The organism is Aeromicrobium sp. Leaf291 (genome assembly GCF_001423365.1).
In the GTDB taxonomy this organism is placed as follows: Bacteria; Actinomycetota; Actinomycetes; order Propionibacteriales; family Nocardioidaceae; genus Aeromicrobium.
In genome coordinates this window covers 795,045-812,573 of the sequence record NZ_LMNM01000002.1, presented here as the reverse complement: position 1 = coordinate 812,573, position 17,529 = coordinate 795,045, and the positions used below count along the sequence as shown (strand labels likewise).

The window sequence follows — 17,529 nt, the reverse complement described above, 5'->3', positions numbered from 1 at the left end:
CGCTTATCGCGGCTTTGTTCCGGACGTGACCAGCCTGAAACGACAGCCAGGCTGACTTGAGTCATGGCCCGCTCGCAGCTCGACTCCCATCGCCACATCGGTGCGCTGCCGGCCTACCCGTTCTACGGGGGCCCGGCTATCCGCGCCGACGTCACGGCGAAGGCGACCGTCGCCGAGTTCGTCGCCACCCTCGACGCCGAGGGCACGGATCGGGCGCTCGTCCTGCCCAACTACGGCGTCCCCGTCCCCGACGCGGCCTTCGACCTCAACCCCCTCGCGATCGAGGCCGCGCAGAAGGACGACCGCATCAGCTGCGGCCTCTGGGTCTCGCCGAAGGCCTCGGACGCCACCCGCAACGACGCCGCGCTCGCGCTGGTGGGGGAGCAGGGCGTGAAGGCGCTCAAGACGAGCTTCCTGCTCGGAGGCAGCCCGTCCGACCCCGACTGCGCCGAGCAGATCGACCGCATCTTCACGACGGCAGCGGCCCACGACCTCGTGGTCCACGTGCACACGTCGCCGGGCGCGGCGTCCGACGTCGACGAGGTCGGCACGCTCGTGGAGCGGTACGGCGACGACACCAAGATCCACCTGGTCCATCTCGGTGGTGGCATGAGCGGCCACATGAAGCTGATCGGCGGTCGTCTCTTCGACTGGATCGAGGCGGGCAAGCAGGTCTACACCGACACGTCGTGGACCATCGGCTTCGCGCCCGCCTGGCTGGTCCAGGAGATCGAGAGGCGCGGCGTCGGCCACGACCGCATCCTGTTCGCCACCGACGCCCCGTGGGGCGACTTCGAGGGCGAGCACGCGCGCCTGTCCGCCGCGGCCGGCGACGGCGAGCTCGCCGACCACTTCTTCCGCCGCAACTTCGAGGCGCTCTACGGCACCTAGCCCCCAGTCCCTGGACCACACCGACGTGGCGCCAGTGCACGACCGACCGCAGGACCCGACCGCAGCACCGATCATCAGGAGAACCCGCATGACCGACATCGACGACCAGATCGCCGAGAACATCGCCAAGTCGCTCGCCGAGATCCCGCACCCCTCGCAGCCGAAGGGCACGAACCTCTACGGCTCGACCAAGCTGTTCCCCGACTACCAGGCCGAGGACGGCGAGTCGTACTTCACGCTCGTGCACGGCATCCCGCACGAGTCGTCGGTCAGCTTCGTCGCGATCCTGCAGGCCACGCGCGCCCTGCGGAAGGGCTTCGACTCCGCGATGTACTTCTACGGACCCGGCACGCTCGCCTGCATGGCCACCCGCGGCTTCCCGACGACCGGGGACGCCGGCTTCCCGGGCGAGCTCAACATGAACGCCTCGCTCGAGACGTTCATCGGGGAGGGCGGCACGGTCTACTGCTGTCGCTTCGGGCTGGCCCTGCACGGACTCCGCGAGGAGGACCTGATCGAGGGCGTCATCCCGGCGCACCCGCTCGACGTGCAGGACGCGCTGATCCACTACGCCCGCAAGGGCGCCATCATCAACTCGACGTACAACCTCTGAGGCGGCCGGGATGACCGCACCGTCCTCCGAGGAGACACGCACCAGCACGCGGGTCGACGTCGCGATCCAGGGCATCCGCCTGCTCGACGCCCCGCTCACCCGCCCCAACGGCGCGGGCCCGAGCGCCGACGGGCACGTGCTCCTCGACGGGATCGGTGCGGCCATCCCGCTCAACCCCCGCAGCCCCTACTCCGTCGACGGCGGACGTCTGCTGCTCGACGGCGCCGACACCGGGCTCGGTGTGGAGGCGGTGTCCAGGCCGGCCTTCTACGACCTGACGACCTCCGACGGCACCAGCATGGAGAAGATCGCCCGCCTCCACGCCGCGAACGTGCTCGCCACGACGGTCGTGCAGACCTGCATGCGGTACGACGAGTCGGACCGCTGCCGCTTCTGCGCGATCGAGCAGTCGCTGGAGCAGGGCACGACGATCGCGGTGAAGACGCCGCAGCAGGTCGCCGAGGTGGCGAAGGCCGCCCACGACCTCGACGGCATCACCCAGATGGTCATGACCACCGGCACCTCCCGAGGACGCGACCGAGGTGCGACCCACCTCGCCCGCTGCGTCCGGGCGGTCCGCGAGGTCCTGCCGGACCTGCCGATCCAGGTGCAGATCGAACCGCCGGCCGACCTCGCGTCGATCACCCAGCTGTACGACGCGGGCGCCCGGTCCATCGGGATCCACGTCGAGTCGATGGACGACGAGGTGCGGCGGCGCTGGACCCCGGGCAAGGCCACGGTGTCGATCGACGAGTACCGCGCAGCCTGGCGCGAGGCCGTGCGCGTCTTCGGGCACAACCAGGTCTCCACCTACTTGCTCGTGGGGCTCGGCGAGGACCCCGACGAGCTCGTCGCCGCGGCGCAGGAGCTCATCGACATGGGTGTCTACCCCTTCGTCGTCCCGTTCCGTCCGCTCGCGGGCACGCTCGCCACCGACGTCGACCACGCCCCGGCACCGGCCGCGTCGAAGGTCGGCTCGGTGACGATCCGCGTGGCGGCGGCGCTGCGTCGTTCCGGGATGGCCGGGTCCGACCAGGCCGCAGGCTGCGCCGCGTGCGGCGCGTGCTCCGCCCTCAGCTGCGAGGGGGCCTGACATGACCGTCGACAACGGGATCCTCACCGGCATCCGCCGTGTCCCCGTGGCGGCCACGGAGGCCTTCATCGTGGTCGAGGCCGGCCCGCCGGAGATCGACGCGTACCGACGGCTGCGACGCGAGGTGTTCGTCCGCGAGCAGGGACTGTTCGAGGGCCACGACCGCGACGACGCCGACGACGACCCCCGCACCGTCGTCCTCGTCGCCCGCACGACGGACGGCGAGGTGCTCGGCGGCGTGCGGTTGCACCCGGCGCCGCACGCGTCGACCGCCGGCCGCGACATCGGCTGGTGGCGCGGGAGCCGCCTCGCCGTGCTGCCGGCGGCGCGTCACGGCGTCGGCGTCGGTGCCGCACTGGTGCGGGCCGCCTGTGCCCGCGCCGAGGCGGCAGGCGCCCTGCGCTTCGACGCGCAGGTCCAGGCCCGGCACGCAGCGCTGTTCACGCGGCTCGGGTGGGAGGTCCGGGGCGACGTCGACCTGCTGGGGCAGCCGCACGTCCTCGTCGACTGGCCCATCGGTCGGGTCCAGAGGCTCGCGACCGCCACGAAGGCGCCGCTCGGTGCCCTCCTGGCCGGGCTCGACGGGCCGGCCGGGTTCCGCGGGGACGACGGCGTCCCCGTGCCGGGCTCGGACTTGGTCGCCGCGTGCGACGCGATCCTGCCCTCGATGGTCGAGCGCGACCCCGAGTGGGCCGGCTGGTGTGCGGCGCTGGTCAACCTCAACGACCTGACGGCGATGGGCGCCGCACCGGTCGGTCTGCTCGACGCCGTGGGCGCCCGGGACGCCTCGTTCGCGCAACGCATCGTGGCCGGGCTCCGCTCCGCGGTCCAGGCGTGGGAGGTGCCCGTGCTCGGGGGCCACACCCAGCTTGGGGTGCCGGCCGCCCTGTCGGTCACCGCCCTCGGACGCACGTCGCGCCCGGTGCCCGGCGGGGGAGCGAGCCCCGGCGAGGCGCTGCGACTGACGGCCGACCTCGGCGGAGGCTGGCGACCTGGCTACACGGGAGCCCAGTGGGACTCCTCGTCGCACCGCACCGGCGAGCAGCTGCGAGCCCTGGGTGGCGTCGTCGGCTCCCTCGCGCCGACGGCGGCGAAGGACGTCAGCATGTCCGGCCTCGTCGGCAGCACGGGCATGCTCGCCGAGGCCAGCGGTGTCCGCGCCCTGGTCGACGTCGAGCGCGTGCCGACACCGCGGGGCGCCACGCACGGGGACTGGTTCACCTGCTTCCCCGGCTTCGCGATGGTCACCACGGATCGACCGACGGCGGACGCGGGCGACCTGCCCGGGTTCGTCACCTCAGAGGTCTGCGGCGAGATCACCGCCGGGGCCGGGGTCGGGCTGCGCTGGCCCGACGGAGTGGTGACGGAGGCCGTCCGCGGTCCCGTCACCGGAATGGGAGCAGCATGACCACCTTCGCAGCCGTCTCGGAGAACTTCGGGCGCGACGTCGACCAGAACCTCAGGCGCATCGCCGAGCTCGCAGCGTCCGCCCGCGGACGCGGGGTCGACCTGCTCGCCCTGCCGGAGGCCTGCCTCGGCGGCTACCTGTCCGTGCTCGGCCGGGGCCGGGACGGCAGCCACGACGAGCAGCCCGAGTCGCTGCCGCCCGTCATGGACGTGGAGGGTCCCGAGCTGCGTCGTGTCGCCGAGATCGCCGGCGACATGACCCTCGTCGTCGGCCTCTGCGAGTCCGACGGGGCCACCCGGTACAACAGTGCGGCGATCGTCACGGGGGACGGGGTGCTCGGCGTGCACCGCAAGGTGCACCAACCCCTCGGCGAGGGCTCCTTCTACGCGGCGGGCGAGACCTTCGAGGCGTTCTCGACGCCGGTCGGCCGCCTCGGCGCCCTGATCTGCTACGACAAGGCCTTCCCCGAGGCGGCGCGCGCCCTGGCCCTCGACGGGGCGGAGGTCGTGGCCTGCATCTCCGCCTGGCCGGCCTCCCGGACGGCGACGGCGGACGACCTCGCCGACGATCGCTGGACGCACCGCTTCAACCTGTTCGACAGCGCGCGGGCCCTGGAGAACCAGATCGTGTGGGTGGCCTCGAACCAGGTCGGCACCTTCGGCTCGCTGCGGTTCGTCGGGAGCGCGAAGATCGTCGGTCCCGGCGGCGACGTCCGGGCGACGACGGGGACGGACGGCGGCACGGCCGTCGCGAGTCTCGACGTCCGTGCCGAGCTCGAGGGTGCACGACGGGCCATGTTCCACCTCGGTGACCGGCGTCCGGAGACCTACCGGGAGCCCGTCCATGCCTGAGATGACGTTCTCGGTGCGCTGGCCCGACGGACGGATCGAGCCGTGCTACTCGCCCTCGCTCGTGGTGCACGACCACCTCGAGGTCGGCCGGACCTACGCCGTGGAGGAGTTCGTCCGACGTTCCTCCGAGGCGCTCTCGGTCGCGAGCGAGCGGGTCCGGGCGCGGTACGGCTTCGCCTGCAGCGCGTCCGACGCCTCGCGCGAGCGCATCGAGAACGCCGCGTCGGCGTTCGCCCCCGACGCGAGCGTCGAGGTCGTCGCGATGCACCCGCCCCTGCCAGGAGGACCCGCATGACCATCCCCGTCGCGATCGTCGGAGCCGGGCAGGCCGGGCTCTCCGTCAGCCACCACCTCATGGCGCGGGGCGTCGAGCACGTGCTCCTCGAGGCCGGCACGCCCGCCCACGAGTGGGCGGACAGCCGGTGGGACAACTTCACCCTGGTGACCCCCAACTGGCACTGCCGTCTCCCGGGCTACGCGTACGACGGGCCCGACCCGGACGGGTTCATGACCCGCGACGAGGTCGTCGCCTGGCTGGACGGGTACGTGCGCTCGTTCGACCCACCCGTCCGGGACCACACCCGCGTCGTGGAGGTCCGGGAGCGGGAAGGGGGCGGGTTCGTCCTCGACCTAGAGACCCCCGACGGCCCGGAGTCGATGGAGGCGCAGGACGTCGTCGTGGCCACCGGCGGCTACCACCGTCCGATCGAGCCGGCGTTCGCCCGGGCCATCGACCCGTCCATCGTCCAGCTGCACTCGCAGGAGTACATGCGGGCCGACCAGCTGCCGGCCGGTGCCGTGCTGGTGGTGGGGACCGGCCAGTCCGGTGCACAGATCGCCGAGGACCTCCACCTCGAGGGCCGCCAGGTCCACCTCGCACTCGGCAACGCACCCCGGGTGGCACGGACCTACCGCGGTCGCGACTGCATGACCTGGCTCGCCGACATGGGGCTCTACGACACGGCCGTGCAGCAGTACCCGGGCGGGCTCGCCGCGCGCGAGAAGACCAACCACTACGTCACCGGACGCGACGGCGGGCGGGACATCGACCTGCGCGTCTTCGCACGCGAGGGCATGCGTCTCTACGGTGCCGTCGTCGACGCCCGTGGCACCTCCCTCGACGTCGCGCCGACCCTGACGGCCTCGCTCGACGCGGCCGACGCCGTGTACACCTCCATCCAGCGGGACATCGATCGCTACATCGAGCGCGAGGGCATCGACGCCCCCGTCGAGGATCCGTACGCGCCTCCCTGGGCGCCCGCCGAGGACCCGACGTCCCTGGACCTCGCCGCCGAGGGGATCACGTCCGTCGTGTGGGCCATCGGCTACCGGCCCGACTACCGCTGGCTCCGCGTCGGGGTGTTCGACGGCACGGGACGACCCACCCACACGCGGGGCGTGACGTCGGTGCCCGGCCTGCACTTCGTCGGCCTCCCGTGGATGCACACCTGGGGGTCCGGGCGCTTCCTCGGCGTCGCGGCCGACGCCGGTCACGTGGCTGACTGCATCACGGGTGCCCTCCGCCCGGTGGTGCAGGAGGCCTGACGTGCGGATCGGCGCGGTCGCCGCCCACTTCGGGCGCGACCTCGACCGGGGCCTCGAGAAGATGCAGCGGATCGTCGACGACGCCCGGACGAGCGGCGTGGAGCTGCTCGTGTTCCCCGACGCCACCCTGGGTGGCTACCTCACCGACCTGCGGCACCCGTCCGCCGACGCGATGCCGCCCGCCCTGCGCGAGGACGCCTGGCAGATCGCCCGCGTCGTGGAGATGGCGGGCGACATGGTGGTCTGCTTCGGCTACACCGAGGAGACGACGCGGGGCGAGGAGGTCGTCCACCACAACGCGGCGCTCTGCGTGACCGGCGACGGGGTGCTCGGACGTCACCGCAAGGTGCACCAGCCCGCGGGCGAGGCGCTGGCCTACCGGGCGGGGGAGCGGTTCGGTGCGTTCGACACCCCGGTCGGCCGGCTCGGCATGGTGATCGACTACGACAAGACGTTCCCCGAGTCGGCCCGGTCGCTCGCCCTCGACGGCGCCGACGTCGTCGCCTGCCTCTCGGCCTGGCCGGCGAGCATCACGGACCGCGCGTCCCGTCTGCCTCAGGACCGCCAGTCACGGTTGTTCGACCTGTACGACAGCGCGCGGGCCGCCGAGAACCAGGTCGTGTGGGTGTCCTCGAACCAGACGGGGGTCATGGGCGGCCTGCGGTTCCTCGGCCAGGCCAAGGTCGTCGGCCCGGGCGGGGACGTGCTCGCCCGCACCTGGTCGAAGGGTGCCCTGGCGGTCGCCGAGGTCGACGTCCAGCACGAGATCGCCCGGTCACGCCGGATCCTCCACCACCTCGAGGAGCTGACGCCGAGCAGCTACGTCACCGATCGTCGGGGACGCTGATGCGCGTCGCTCTGCTCACCTACTCGACCAAGCCCCGCGGCGGCGTGGTGCACACCCTCGCCCTGGCCGAGGCGCTGGCCCGCCAGGGCTGCGACGTCGACGTCTGGACCTTGGCGCGCGGAGGTGACCGGACCTTCTTCCGATCCGTCGACCCGGCCGTCGGCGTCCACGCGGTGCCGTTCCCGGAGGTGCCGGCGGAGGGCGTCGGGGCCCGCATCGTCCGCTCGATCGACACGCTGGCCGCCGCGCTCGCCGACGTCTCCTACGACGTGGTCCACGCCCAGGACTGCATCAGCGCCAACGCCGTGCTGGCCGCCGGGCTGCCCTGCCTGCGCACGATCCACCACCTCGACACCTTCACCACCCCCGAGCTGGTGGCCTGCCACGACCGCGCCGTCGTCGAGCCGAGCGGGCACGTCTGCGTGTCGGAGACGGTGGCGATGGAGGTCGCGGCGCAGTTCGGCGTGCGACCGGTGGTCATCCCCAACGGCGTCGACGCCGCGCGCTTCGCTCGCGCGGCCGGGCCGGACGCCGCCGCCTCTCGAGGTCGGTGGCAGGAGGAGCTCGGACCGTACGTGCTCGCGCTCGGCGGCATCGAGCCCCGCAAGGGCAGCATCGACCTGCTGGAGGCCTTCGCGCTCATCCGCCGCCGACGCCCCGAGATGCGCCTGGTGTTCGCGGGCGGCGAGACGTTGTTCGACTACCGCGACTACCGCGCCGCGTTCGACCGGCGGGCGTCCGAGCTCCACCTGCAGCCCGCCCTGCTCGGCGTGGTCGACGACGACGAGCTCCCGTCCCTGGTGGCCGCGGCGTCGGCCATGGCGTTCGTGTCGACCAAGGAGGGCTTCGGTCTCGCCGCGATGGAGGCGCTGGCCGCCGGGGTGCCGGTCGTCGCCCGCGACCTGCCGGTGCTCCGCGAGGTCTTCGGTGACGCCGTCGTCTTCGCCTCGGACCTGATGAGCATCGCGGGATCGCTCGCAGACGTGCTCGAGAACCCGCCCGACCCGGAGGCCGGTCGGGTCCTGGCGCGCTCGTCGTCGTGGGAGGCGGCCGCGTCCGCCCATCTCGACCTCTACGCGCGACACGCAGGGCGGGCATGACGGTCAGCATCGGTCGCGCCCTCGACGTGCTGGCCCAGGAGGCACCCGACGCCGTGGCCGTCCGGCACGGCGACGTCACCATGACCCGACGCGAGCTGGACCTCGACACCACGCGCCTGGCGCGCCGGTGGTCCGACCGGGTGGGCCAGGACGACCTGGTCACCGTCGCGCTGCCGAACGGCCTCGACTTCGTGCGGGCCTGCTTCGCCGCCTGGAAGCTCGGTGCGACCCCACAGCCGTTGTCGACCACGATCGGGGCGGAGGAGCGTGACCGCGTCCTCGAGCTGGCCGGGCCGGCACTCGTGGTCGACCAGCCGATCGGCGTCGTGGACGGCGACGACGCCCCCGTGCCGGACCGGGTCGCGGCGTCGTGGAAGGCCCCGGTCTCGAGCGGGAGCACCGGTCGTCCGAAGCTCGTGCGCGCCGCCGCAGCGGGCACCGTCGACCCGCACGGGCCGGTCGCCGAGTTCGTCCCGCGCGACGCCGTGCAGCTGGTCGCCGGCCCGCTGACCCACGCCGCCCCGTTCGTCTACGCGATGCGGGGCCTGATGACGGGTCACGAGGTGGTGCTGATGTCGGGCTTCGACCCCGACGCGTGGCTCTCCCTCGTCGCCGAGCACCGGGTGACCTGGGGGATGCTCGTCCCGACGATGATGCACCGCATCCACCGACTGGGTCAGGACCGTCTCGACGCCGCCGACGTCTCGTCGCTGGACTCGGTGCTGCACCTCGGGGCGCGGTGTGCGCCCTGGCTCAAGCGCGCTTGGATCGACTGGCTGGGGCCCGACCGGGTCGTCGAGGTCTACGCCGGGACCGAGTCCCAGGGGATCGCGACGATCTCGGGACGGGAGTGGCTCGACCACCCGGGGTCGGTCGGTCGGGGCTGCGGCGGCTCCCGGTTCCGCGTGGTCCGGCCGGACGGGTCGGACTGCGACCCCGGCGAGGTCGGCGAGATCGTCATGCGTCGGGACGCGCCCACGTACGAGTACGTCGGCGCCCGACCGCAGGTGCGCGACGGCTGGCACACCCTGCGCGACAGCGGCCACCTCGACGCCGACGGGTACCTCTACGTCAGCGACCGCCTGGACGACGCGATCGTGACGGCCGGGGGACCGGTGCAGCCCGCCGACGTCGAGCAAGTGCTCGATGCCCACCCGGACGTGGCTGGATCCGTGGTCGTCGGACGTCCCGACGAGGAGCGCGGCGAGGTGGTGCATGCCGTCGTGCAGACCACCGCGAGCGTCGCGGAGCTGACCAGGTGGGTCGCCGGTCGGCTCGACCGGGAGAAGCGCCCACGCTCATGGGAGGTCGTCACGGAGTCGCTCCGGTCCGACACCGGGAAGGTGCGGCGGCGCGACTGGCGGGAGCGGTACGTCACCGCGGGGGCGCATCGGGGCGACCGTCGCGGCGAAAGTGACGAAAGTCCTGCAGCGCCCGGGACCTTCGCCTAGGCTCGCACCGACGTCGTGCCGGGAGGCACTGGGAGAGGCGTCACGGGAGATCATCGTGTGGAGTCGTGTCAGCGCTGCCGTCGTGGGAGCCGTGCTCGTGGTGGGACTGCTCGGCGCGCCCGCGGAGGCGGCCGCCAAGCCGTCGAAGGTCGGGCTCATCACCTTCACGGGTGCGAGCCTCAGCGGGACCAAGGCGTCGCTCACGCTGCGCTGGCCCGCGGCCCGCAACGCCAGGTCGTACGAGCTGTTCATCTCGCCGTCCTACAGCGGCGTGCTGAAGGCCAAGGTCTACAAGCGCACCAGCAAGACGTCGATCACCCTCGCGGGACTGAAGCGGGGCGCGACGTACTTCATCACGGTCCGCGGCGTGAACGGCTCTACGAAGGGTGCCCGCGCCTCGCGGGTGGGACGGACGACGATCGTCTCGCAGGGATCCGGTGCCCACGCGCCTCGGAGCGTGACGACCTGGAACCTGTGCACGGAGAAGTCGGGCTGCGTCTCCGGCGGCGGAGCGTGGTCACGTCGCCAGGCGGCCTTCCAGGCCTTCGTGAAGGCCCGCAAGCCGTCCGTGATCGCCCTCCAGGAGTCCAAGGTGCTCGCCTCCGGACGTCCGACCGCCGTGCCCGACTACACGCGCGCGGCCTACTACTCCAGCAAGTCCCTGTTCCTGGACTCCTCCGTCTACGGCGTGGTGACCAAGGGCGATGCCACTCGCGACGAGATCGACGGCACTCTGCGCGAGTGCCGCGAGGCCGACGACGGACGGTACGGCTGCTTCTCGCTCGGTGGAGGCAAGTACGCGGTGTGGGCCGAGGTCGAGGACCTGGCCACGGGCCAGCACGTGGTCTACGTGAGCGTGCACCTCACGAGCGGCAAGAGCGACGCGGCAGCGAGGACGCGCCGGACCGAGGTGACCAGGCTGGTCGACGCTGTCGCGAAGGCCAATCCCGACGGTCTGCCCGTCGTGCTGGCGGGTGACTGGAACAGCCACCGCAACCGGTCGAACGACTGGCAGGCCTCGGTGCTCCGCGCAGCGGGGTATCGCGACGCCTTCGACCTCGCCCGCAGCGTGGGCCGTCAGCACCACAACAGCTACAACGACTGGGAGACCTCCCCGACCACGTCGGTGACCTGGGGCGACCACGTCGACAAGGTGTGGGTCGTGCCCGGTCGGTCGGTCGTGAGCCGCTGGGAGAACGCGGCGCCGATGGCGGGGACCCGCTACGCCGCGCCGCTGGTCTCCGACCACAACCCGGTGCTGGTGCGCGTCTCGCTCGACTGACGGAGCGCGCGCACGGCCCATATTGCATCGTCCGCGATGTAATCTGGCCCGATGACCGATCCCACGGTGTCCGACCTGCTCTGCTTCGACCTGTACTCCACCTCGCGCCAGATGACGGCCGCGTACCGGCCCATCCTGGACGAGCACCACCTGACGTACCCCCAGTACCTGGTCCTGCTGGCGCTGTGGGAGCGGGACGGACAGAGCGTCAAGGACCTGGCGGCGCGTCTGCACCTCGACTACGGCACGCTGTCGCCGCTGGTGAAGCGGTTGGAGGCGCACGGACGCGTGGTGCGCGCGCGCAACCCCGCCGACGAGCGGTCCACCCTCGTGACCCTCACCGAGGAGGGCGCCGCGCTGAGGCCCCTCGCTGCGCGCATCTACGCCCACGGCGCCGAGATCCTCGACATGAGCGAGGCCGACCTCGTGATGCTGCGGCGGCTCGTCGGCACCGTGCGGGAGCGCCTGAGCGCGGCCGCGGGAGCCTGAGCGCATGGAGCCCGAGCGCCTCGACCTCGTCCGGTCCGTCGTCCTCTTCGTCCTGGCGGCCGTCGCCGAGATCGGCGGTGCATGGCTGGTGTGGCAGGGCGTCCGCGAGAACCGCGGCCTGCTGTGGATCGGTGCCGGCTTCGTCGCGCTGGGGATCTACGGCCTGGTGGCGACCCTGCAGCCCGATGCGAACTTCGGCCGGATCCTCGCCGCGTACGGCGGCGTGTTCGTGGCCGGCTCGCTGCTGTGGGGCATGCTCGTCGACGGCTTCCGGCCCGACCGCTGGGACGTGCTCGGTGCCACGGTCTGTCTCGTGGGGGTCGCGGTGATCATGTACGCACCCCGCGAAGCCTGACCCGCGCCGCGTCCGGGCGGCGTCGGACGGCAGGATGGTCGCGTGAGTGAACTCGCCGCCGATGCAGACCTCGCTGTCAGGCTCGTCACGGAGGCCGCCGCGCTGGCCGCCCGGATGCGGGCGGGCTCCGACCTCGACGTGCGCAGCAAGACCTCCGTCTCCGACGTGGTCACGGCGGCCGACCACGCCGCCGAGGCGCTCGTCGTCGAGGCGCTGCGGGCGGAGCGGCCGGACGACGGGCTGCTGGGCGAGGAGGGCACGGACGAGACCGGTTCGTCCGGCCGCCGCTGGGTGATCGATCCCGTGGACGGCACCTACAACTTCGCCAGTGGCTCGGACTACTGGTGCTCCGCCGTCGCCCTCGTCGACGGCGACGAGCTGCTCCTCGGAGCGGTGGCCCACGCGCGGGACGGGGTGCTCGTCGGAGGTCCCGGGACGCCCACCACCTGGAACGGTCGCGAGGTCGGACCCATGGCCGACGACGAGATCCGCCTGGTCGGCGCGGCCACCTACCTGCACCCGGGCAACGTGGGCGACGCGCACGTGCGCGACCCGTTCCTGCGTGCCGCGGCGCTCCCGGCCACCCTGCGCATGCACGGCTCGGGGTCGATGGACCTCGTCGGCGTGGTGACCGGACGACTCGGTGCCTGGTTCCAGCACAGCACCCCCGCGTGGGACTGGCTGCCCGGTGCCGCGCTCGTCAGGGGTGCTGGTGGCGTGGCGGAGCAGGTGGCGGTCGACGGGCTCACCTGGTCGGTGGCCGGTGGGCGCCGGAGCGTGACCGCCCTCCGAGACGCGCTGGAGGCGGCGCCGTGACGGCCGGGGCCCGTGCGGAGCGAGCCGTCGCGGTGTTCTGCGGATCCAGCCTCGGGTCCGACGCGACGTACGGCGACGCGGCCGCCCAGGTGGGCCGCACGCTCGCCGAGCGCGGCGTCACGGTGGTCTACGGCGGTGGACGGGTGGGACTCATGGGGGCCGTGGCCGACGCCGCGCTGTCCGCCGGTGGCCGGGTGGTCGGCGTCATCCCGCAGTCGCTGCACGCGCGAGAGCTCGCGCACACGGGCGTCACCGAGCTGCACGTGGTCGAGACGATGCACGAGCGCAAGCTGCGGATGTCCGAGCTGGCCGACGCGTTCCTCGCCCTCCCCGGCGGCGCCGGCACGCTCGAGGAGATCGCCGAGCAGTGGACGTGGGCCCAGCTCACCATCCACGCGAAGCGGTGCGGCTTCCTCGACGTCAACGGCTTCTGGTCCCCGATCCGCCTGATGCTCGACCGCATGGTCGCCGAGGGCTTCGTCCGCCCGGAGCAGCAGGACATCGTCACGGTCGACGACGACCTGGAGCGCCTGCTCGCCCGCCTCGCCGAGCCGCCGGGCTGGACCGACAAGTGGGGCGGCGCGCTGCCGACCCCGACGCCGTGAGCGACCTGTCTCCGTCACCGCCCGACCGACCCGTCATCGAGGTCGTCGCGGCGCTCGTGAGCGGTCCGGACGGCCGTACCCTGCTCGTGCGCAAGCGCGGCACGGGTCTGTTCATGAACCCGGGCGGCAAGCCCGAGCCGGGTGAGGCGCACGTGGCGGCACTGCGCCGCGAGCTGGCCGAGGAGCTGGGGCTCGACGTGGCCGCCGGCGACCTCGTTCCCCTCGCCACGATCCGAACCGTGGCGGCCAACGAGCCCGGTCACGACCTCCTCGCGCACTGCTTCACGCTGCGTCTGGACGATCCTCGGCACGCTGCGGCCGCAGAGATCGAGGAGGCGCGGTGGGTCGACCCCGCCGACCCGGACGTCGCGCTCGCTCCCTTGGCGTCGGACCACCTCCTGCCGTGGCTGGTCCGGGGCCTCTGAGCCGGTCGGGCTCACCGGCCCCGGAAGCGGTCCATCTCGCGGCGTTCACGCTTGGTCGGGCGACCGGCCCCTCGCTCACGTCGGGGCATCACGAGGCGTTCCTCGCGGGGCGGAGGGGGAGGCGAGTGGTCGGTGTAGCACTCGACGGCGACGGCCGCACCGACCCGCTTGAGCAGCACCCTGCGGACCACGACGACACGGGGACCGCCGGGCGTGGTGGCCTCGACGCGGTCACCGACGTGCACGGCCTGCGACGGCTTGGCGCGCTTGCCGTTGACGTGCACCTGGCCGCCCTTGCACGCGGTCGTGGCGGCCGACCGCGAGCCGAACAGCCGCACCGACCACACCCACACGTCGGCGCGCACGCTCGTCGGCTCCACCCGTCCAGCGTAGATCCCGGGATCTAGGCTGGAGCCATGACACGACCCGACGAGGCGGAGACCATCGAGATCACCGGCGAGATGATCCGGCTCGGGCAGCTGCTGAAGTTCGCCGACGTCGCCGAGTCGGGGGCCCAGGCCGGTGAGCTGGTCGCCTCGGGCGACGTGCGCGTCGACGGCGAGGTCGAGACCCGGCGCGGACGTCAGCTGCACGCCGGTTCGGTGGTGACGATCGCGACCCCGCAGGGTGCGCGGGTGCTGCGTGTCGAGACGGGCTCCGGCGACGGCGACGTCGACGTGCCCTGGTGAGCCGCACCGTGGAGGTCGTCGCCGACCGGGACCGGCCCGGCGCCGCCACCGTGCGCGTCGACGGCACGGAGCAGTCGTACGTCGACCTGGACGATCCCACCCGCCTGGAGTTCGACTACGTGCGTCGCATGGCCGACGTCGTCGACACCTCGTGGCCGGCCGGCGAGCAGGTGCGCTCGCTGCACGTCGGGGGAGCGGGCATGACGCTCGCGCGGTACGTGGCCGTCACCCGCCCCCGCTCGCGCCAGCTGGTGCTCGAGCCCGACGCCGCCCTCACCGAGCTGGTGCGCCGCGAGCTGCCGCTGCCCGAGCGCAGCGGCATCCGCGTGCGGCCGCAGGACGGTCGCGCCGGCGTGGCCAGCCTGCGCGACGAGGCCTACGACCTGGTGGTGGTCGACGCCTTCGACGGCGCCCGCGTGCCGGCCGACCTGGTGACCCGCGAGTGGTACGCCGACGTCGCGCGCGTGGCGGGCTCCAGCGGGATCGTCCTGCTGAACCTCGCCGACCGGGCTCCGTTCGGCTTCGTGCGCAACGCGCTGCGGGCGATCGAGACATCGCTCCCGCACCTGCTCGTGAGCGCCGAGCCGGCCACCTTGAAGGGACGACGCCACGGCAACGTGCTGGTGGTCGCGTCCCGGTGCCCGGTCGATCCGGGCCCGCTCTCGCGTCGTGCGGCCAGCTCGCCGTTCCCCTACCGGGTCCTCGACACCGCGCAGGTCCGGGACAGGCTCGCCGGGGGAGAGGCCTTCACCGACGAGCGCACCGAGCCCTCACCCGCACCGCCCGGCGGGGCGACGTTCTTCTCCTGACGCCCCGAGGAGGGCTCAGACGAGCCGCTCGCGCCACGCGGCGGGATCGCCCACCTGGAAGGCGGCGGCGTCGCCGAGCCCTTCGCGCTCCCACGTGACCACCAGCAGGTCCTGGCCGGACGAGCGGCCCATGAACGTCCGCGAGACGGACGCGGACGTGACGGTGTCCCGCGGGACCACCACGTCGCGGCCGGCCACGAGGGTGACGAACGCCAGGTGCTCGGGCCCGAGCAGCAGCGAGCCGATGCCACGGACCTGGGTCTGACGGTCCGACGCCACGGCGAAGAGGACGGCCTGCTCCGTGTGCTCGGGGCGGAGCTCGGCCACCCGACGCCGGTGCTGGCGGCGCAGACGCACCACGCGGACGACGGCTGCCGCGACCAGCAGCAGGACGAGACCCGCCACCAGGCCTAGCACCGTCAGCAGCACGTCCATGCCGGCCCGCTCAGGCCTTGAGCGCGCGCTCGAGCGCGTCGACCGCGTGGTCGATCTCGTCGCGCGTGATGACCAGCGGGGGAGCGATGCGCAGGGTCCGCTCGTGCGTCTCCTTGCACAGCACGCCCTCGTCGCGCAGCGCCATGGACACCTCGCGTCCGGTCTTGGCCATCGGGTCGATGTCGACGCCCGCCCAGAGTCCGCGGCCCCGGACCTCGGCGACGCCCTGGCCGACGAGGGCCTGCAGGCGGTCGTGCAGGTGGCGACCGAGGTCGGCGGAACGCTCCTGGAACTCCCCGGACGCCAGCAGCTGCACGACGGCGCGCCCGACGGCACAGGCCACGGGGTAGCCGCCGAAGGTCGAGCCGTGCTGGCCGGGCTTGAGCACCCCCAGGACGTCGGCGCGGCCGACCACGGCCGAGACCGGGATGATCCCTCCGCCGAGCGCCTTGCCGAGCGTGTAGAGGTCGGCGCGGACGTCCTCGTGGTCCAGCGCGAAAAGGCGTCCGGTGCGAGCCAGGCCCGACTGGATCTCGTCGGCGATCAGCAGCACCTGGTTCTCGGTGCACGCCTCGCGGACGTCGGCCCAGAAGCCCTCGGGCGGGACCACCACGCCGGCCTCGCCCTGGATCGGCTCCATGAGCACGGCCGCCGTGTTCGGGCCGATCGCGTCGCGCACCGCCTGGGCGTCGCCGTAGGGCACCGTGACGAAGCCGGGGGTGAAGGGACCGTAGTTGTCGTGCGCGGCCGGGTCGTCGGAGAACGAGACGATCGTGGTGGTGCGACCGTGGAAGTTGTTCGTGGCCACGATGATCTCGGCGGCGTCGAAGGCCACTCCCTTGACCTCGTACGCCCACTTGCGGGCCACCTTGATGGCCGACTCCACCGCTTCGGCGCCCGTGTTCATGGTGAGCACCATCTCGGTGCCGGTGAGCTGGGCGAGCTCGCGGCAGAACGCCCCGAACTGGTCGTTGTGGAAGGCCCGCGAGGTGAGCGTGAGCCGGTCGATCTGCTCGTGCGCGGCCCGGACGAGGTCGGGGTGACGGTGACCGAAGTTGAGAGCCGAGTAGCCGGAGAGGAAGTCGAGGTAGCGCGTGCCCTCGACGTCGGTGACCCAGGCGCCCTCGGCCTCGGCGATCACGACGGGCAGCGGGTGGTAGTTGTGCGCCCCCCACTGGTCGTCGAGCGCGATGATCCCTGCGGTGGTCTGCGTGTCGGACATGGCCACCACGGTAACGGCCGCCGCCAGGTCGCCGATGCCCCTGGCCTAGGGTCGTGCCGTGTCGATGATGCCCACCGTCAGCCCGCGGGGCGCCGCCGTGCGTGCGCTCCGGTCGGTGCTGGTGGGCCTGACCGTGGCCCTGTGCGGCGCCACGGCGCACGTGGGTGCCGGGGGAGAGGTCGGGGCAGGAGCCCTGCTCACGGTCGCGGTCGTCGCCTCGGCGACCACCGCACTCCTGGCCGGACGGCGGCTCACGACCGGCCAGCTCGTCGGTCTGCTGGCGCTCGGCCAGGTGGGTCTGCACGTCCTGGGGTCCGGATCGGGTCCGCACGACGCCTCGATGGTCCTCACGCACGTGGTGGCCACGGGCGTCAGCCTGCTGGCGCTGCGCCACGCCGAGGACCTCTGGTGGCGTCTGGCCGACGCCGTCGGCGACGTGCTGGCCGTCCCGCAGGTCGTGCCCGTGCCTGTCGTCGACCACGTCGTCCGGGTGACGGCGACCGTCCACCGCGGTCGTCGGGTGGTCCGGACGGTCAGGAGTCGCGCGCCGCCCTCGGCGGCGTGACCGACCCGACCGTCCTGCACCACCCGTTCCTGCACCAC

22 protein-coding genes are annotated in these 17,529 nt (G+C 73.0%); 19 read left to right on the top strand and 3 right to left on the bottom strand.

Annotated elements, in window-relative coordinates; genetic code table 11:
• Positions 1-63 precede the first annotated feature (63 nt).
• From ASF35_RS13565 to ASF35_RS13490, 16 genes are all read left to right on the top strand, one after another.
• The gene (locus ASF35_RS13565) at positions 64-891 is read left to right on the top strand and encodes an amidohydrolase family protein (RefSeq protein ID WP_055968407.1); all 828 of its coding nucleotides are present in this window, start codon (positions 64-66) and stop codon (positions 889-891) included.
• An 88-nt stretch (positions 892-979) separates the two neighbouring features.
• Positions 980-1,504 (top strand): MSMEG_0572/Sll0783 family nitrogen starvation response protein, encoded by a 525-nt coding sequence (locus ASF35_RS13560; RefSeq protein WP_055968405.1) that lies wholly within the window; start codon positions 980-982, stop codon positions 1,502-1,504.
• Between the two features lie 10 nt (positions 1,505-1,514).
• On the top strand, positions 1,515-2,597 hold the full coding sequence (locus ASF35_RS13555) for an MSMEG_0568 family radical SAM protein (protein WP_055968403.1): 1,083 nt from the start codon (positions 1,515-1,517) through the stop codon (positions 2,595-2,597).
• Between the two features lies 1 nt (position 2,598).
• Positions 2,599-4,005 (top strand): MSMEG_0567/sll0787 family protein, encoded by a 1,407-nt coding sequence (locus ASF35_RS13550; protein WP_055968401.1) that lies wholly within the window; start codon positions 2,599-2,601, stop codon positions 4,003-4,005.
• A complete protein-coding gene (locus tag ASF35_RS13545) occupies positions 4,002-4,856 on the top strand; it encodes a carbon-nitrogen hydrolase family protein (protein WP_055968398.1) in 855 nt (284 codons plus the stop codon). The genes ASF35_RS13550 and ASF35_RS13545 overlap by 4 nt, the downstream gene beginning before the upstream one ends.
• Positions 4,849-5,151, top strand: coding sequence for an MSMEG_0570 family nitrogen starvation response protein (locus tag ASF35_RS13540; RefSeq protein ID WP_055968396.1), 303 nt, complete (start codon positions 4,849-4,851; stop codon positions 5,149-5,151). Before ASF35_RS13545 ends, ASF35_RS13540 begins: the two co-directional genes overlap by 8 nt.
• Positions 5,148-6,401 carry an MSMEG_0569 family flavin-dependent oxidoreductase gene (locus ASF35_RS13535; RefSeq protein ID WP_055968394.1) on the top strand — a complete coding sequence of 418 codons (1,254 nt, stop codon included), beginning with the start codon at positions 5,148-5,150 and terminating at the stop codon, positions 6,399-6,401. The genes ASF35_RS13540 and ASF35_RS13535 overlap by 4 nt, the downstream gene beginning before the upstream one ends.
• A 1-nt stretch (position 6,402) precedes the next feature.
• Entirely contained in the window at positions 6,403-7,248 is an 846-nt protein-coding gene (locus ASF35_RS13530; protein WP_055968391.1) for a carbon-nitrogen hydrolase family protein, read from the top strand.
• Positions 7,248-8,348, top strand: coding sequence for an MSMEG_0565 family glycosyltransferase (locus tag ASF35_RS13525; RefSeq protein ID WP_055968388.1), 1,101 nt, complete (start codon positions 7,248-7,250; stop codon positions 8,346-8,348). Before ASF35_RS13530 ends, ASF35_RS13525 begins: the two co-directional genes overlap by 1 nt.
• A complete protein-coding gene (locus ASF35_RS13520) occupies positions 8,345-9,799 on the top strand; it encodes an AMP-binding protein (protein WP_082495508.1) in 1,455 nt (484 codons plus the stop codon). Before ASF35_RS13525 ends, ASF35_RS13520 begins: the two co-directional genes overlap by 4 nt.
• A 55-nt stretch (positions 9,800-9,854) precedes the next feature.
• On the top strand, positions 9,855-11,081 hold the full coding sequence (locus ASF35_RS13515; protein WP_156368043.1) for an endonuclease/exonuclease/phosphatase family protein: 1,227 nt from the start codon (positions 9,855-9,857) through the stop codon (positions 11,079-11,081).
• A gap of 51 nt (positions 11,082-11,132) precedes the next feature.
• Positions 11,133-11,570, top strand: a complete 438-nt coding sequence (locus ASF35_RS13510; RefSeq protein ID WP_055968384.1) for a MarR family winged helix-turn-helix transcriptional regulator — start codon at positions 11,133-11,135, stop codon at positions 11,568-11,570.
• A gap of 4 nt (positions 11,571-11,574) precedes the next feature.
• Positions 11,575-11,925: a YnfA family protein gene (locus ASF35_RS13505; RefSeq protein WP_055968382.1), complete on the top strand. Its 351-nt coding sequence runs from the start codon at positions 11,575-11,577 to the stop codon at positions 11,923-11,925.
• Positions 11,926-11,967: 42 nt separating this feature from the next.
• Entirely contained in the window at positions 11,968-12,741 is a 774-nt protein-coding gene (locus ASF35_RS13500) for an inositol monophosphatase family protein (protein WP_055968380.1), read from the top strand.
• Entirely contained in the window at positions 12,738-13,346 is a 609-nt protein-coding gene (locus tag ASF35_RS13495) for a TIGR00730 family Rossman fold protein (protein WP_055968379.1), read from the top strand. Before ASF35_RS13500 ends, ASF35_RS13495 begins: the two co-directional genes overlap by 4 nt.
• A complete protein-coding gene (locus ASF35_RS13490; protein ID WP_235492974.1) occupies positions 13,343-13,771 on the top strand; it encodes an NUDIX domain-containing protein in 429 nt (142 codons plus the stop codon). Before ASF35_RS13495 ends, ASF35_RS13490 begins: the two co-directional genes overlap by 4 nt.
• Positions 13,772-13,782: 11 nt before the next feature.
• Here ASF35_RS13490 and ASF35_RS13485 read toward each other — a convergent pair whose 3' ends face one another.
• Entirely contained in the window at positions 13,783-14,151 is a 369-nt protein-coding gene (locus ASF35_RS13485; protein WP_055968376.1) for an RNA-binding S4 domain-containing protein, read from the bottom strand.
• Positions 14,152-14,187: 36 nt separating this feature from the next.
• Between ASF35_RS13485 and ASF35_RS13480 the strand changes: the two genes are divergently transcribed.
• Entirely contained in the window at positions 14,188-14,460 is a 273-nt protein-coding gene (locus ASF35_RS13480; RefSeq protein ID WP_055968374.1) for an RNA-binding S4 domain-containing protein, read from the top strand.
• Positions 14,457-15,269: a spermidine synthase gene (locus ASF35_RS13475; protein ID WP_200914363.1), complete on the top strand. Its 813-nt coding sequence runs from the start codon at positions 14,457-14,459 to the stop codon at positions 15,267-15,269. Before ASF35_RS13480 ends, ASF35_RS13475 begins: the two co-directional genes overlap by 4 nt.
• A 15-nt stretch (positions 15,270-15,284) precedes the next feature.
• On the opposite strand, the gene ASF35_RS13470 is transcribed toward ASF35_RS13475, so the two are convergent.
• The gene (locus ASF35_RS13470; RefSeq protein WP_055968373.1) at positions 15,285-15,704 is read right to left on the bottom strand and encodes a hypothetical protein; all 420 of its coding nucleotides are present in this window, start codon (positions 15,702-15,704) and stop codon (positions 15,285-15,287) included.
• A gap of 10 nt (positions 15,705-15,714) precedes the next feature.
• The gene (gene rocD, locus ASF35_RS13465; protein WP_055968371.1) at positions 15,715-16,926 is read right to left on the bottom strand and encodes an ornithine--oxo-acid transaminase; all 1,212 of its coding nucleotides are present in this window, start codon (positions 16,924-16,926) and stop codon (positions 15,715-15,717) included.
• A gap of 58 nt (positions 16,927-16,984) precedes the next feature.
• Here rocD and ASF35_RS13460 point away from each other — a divergent pair, with 58 nt between their 5' ends.
• Positions 16,985-17,491 carry a hypothetical protein gene (locus ASF35_RS13460; RefSeq protein ID WP_156368042.1) on the top strand — a complete coding sequence of 169 codons (507 nt, stop codon included), beginning with the start codon at positions 16,985-16,987 and terminating at the stop codon, positions 17,489-17,491.
• Positions 17,492-17,529 lie beyond the last annotated feature (38 nt).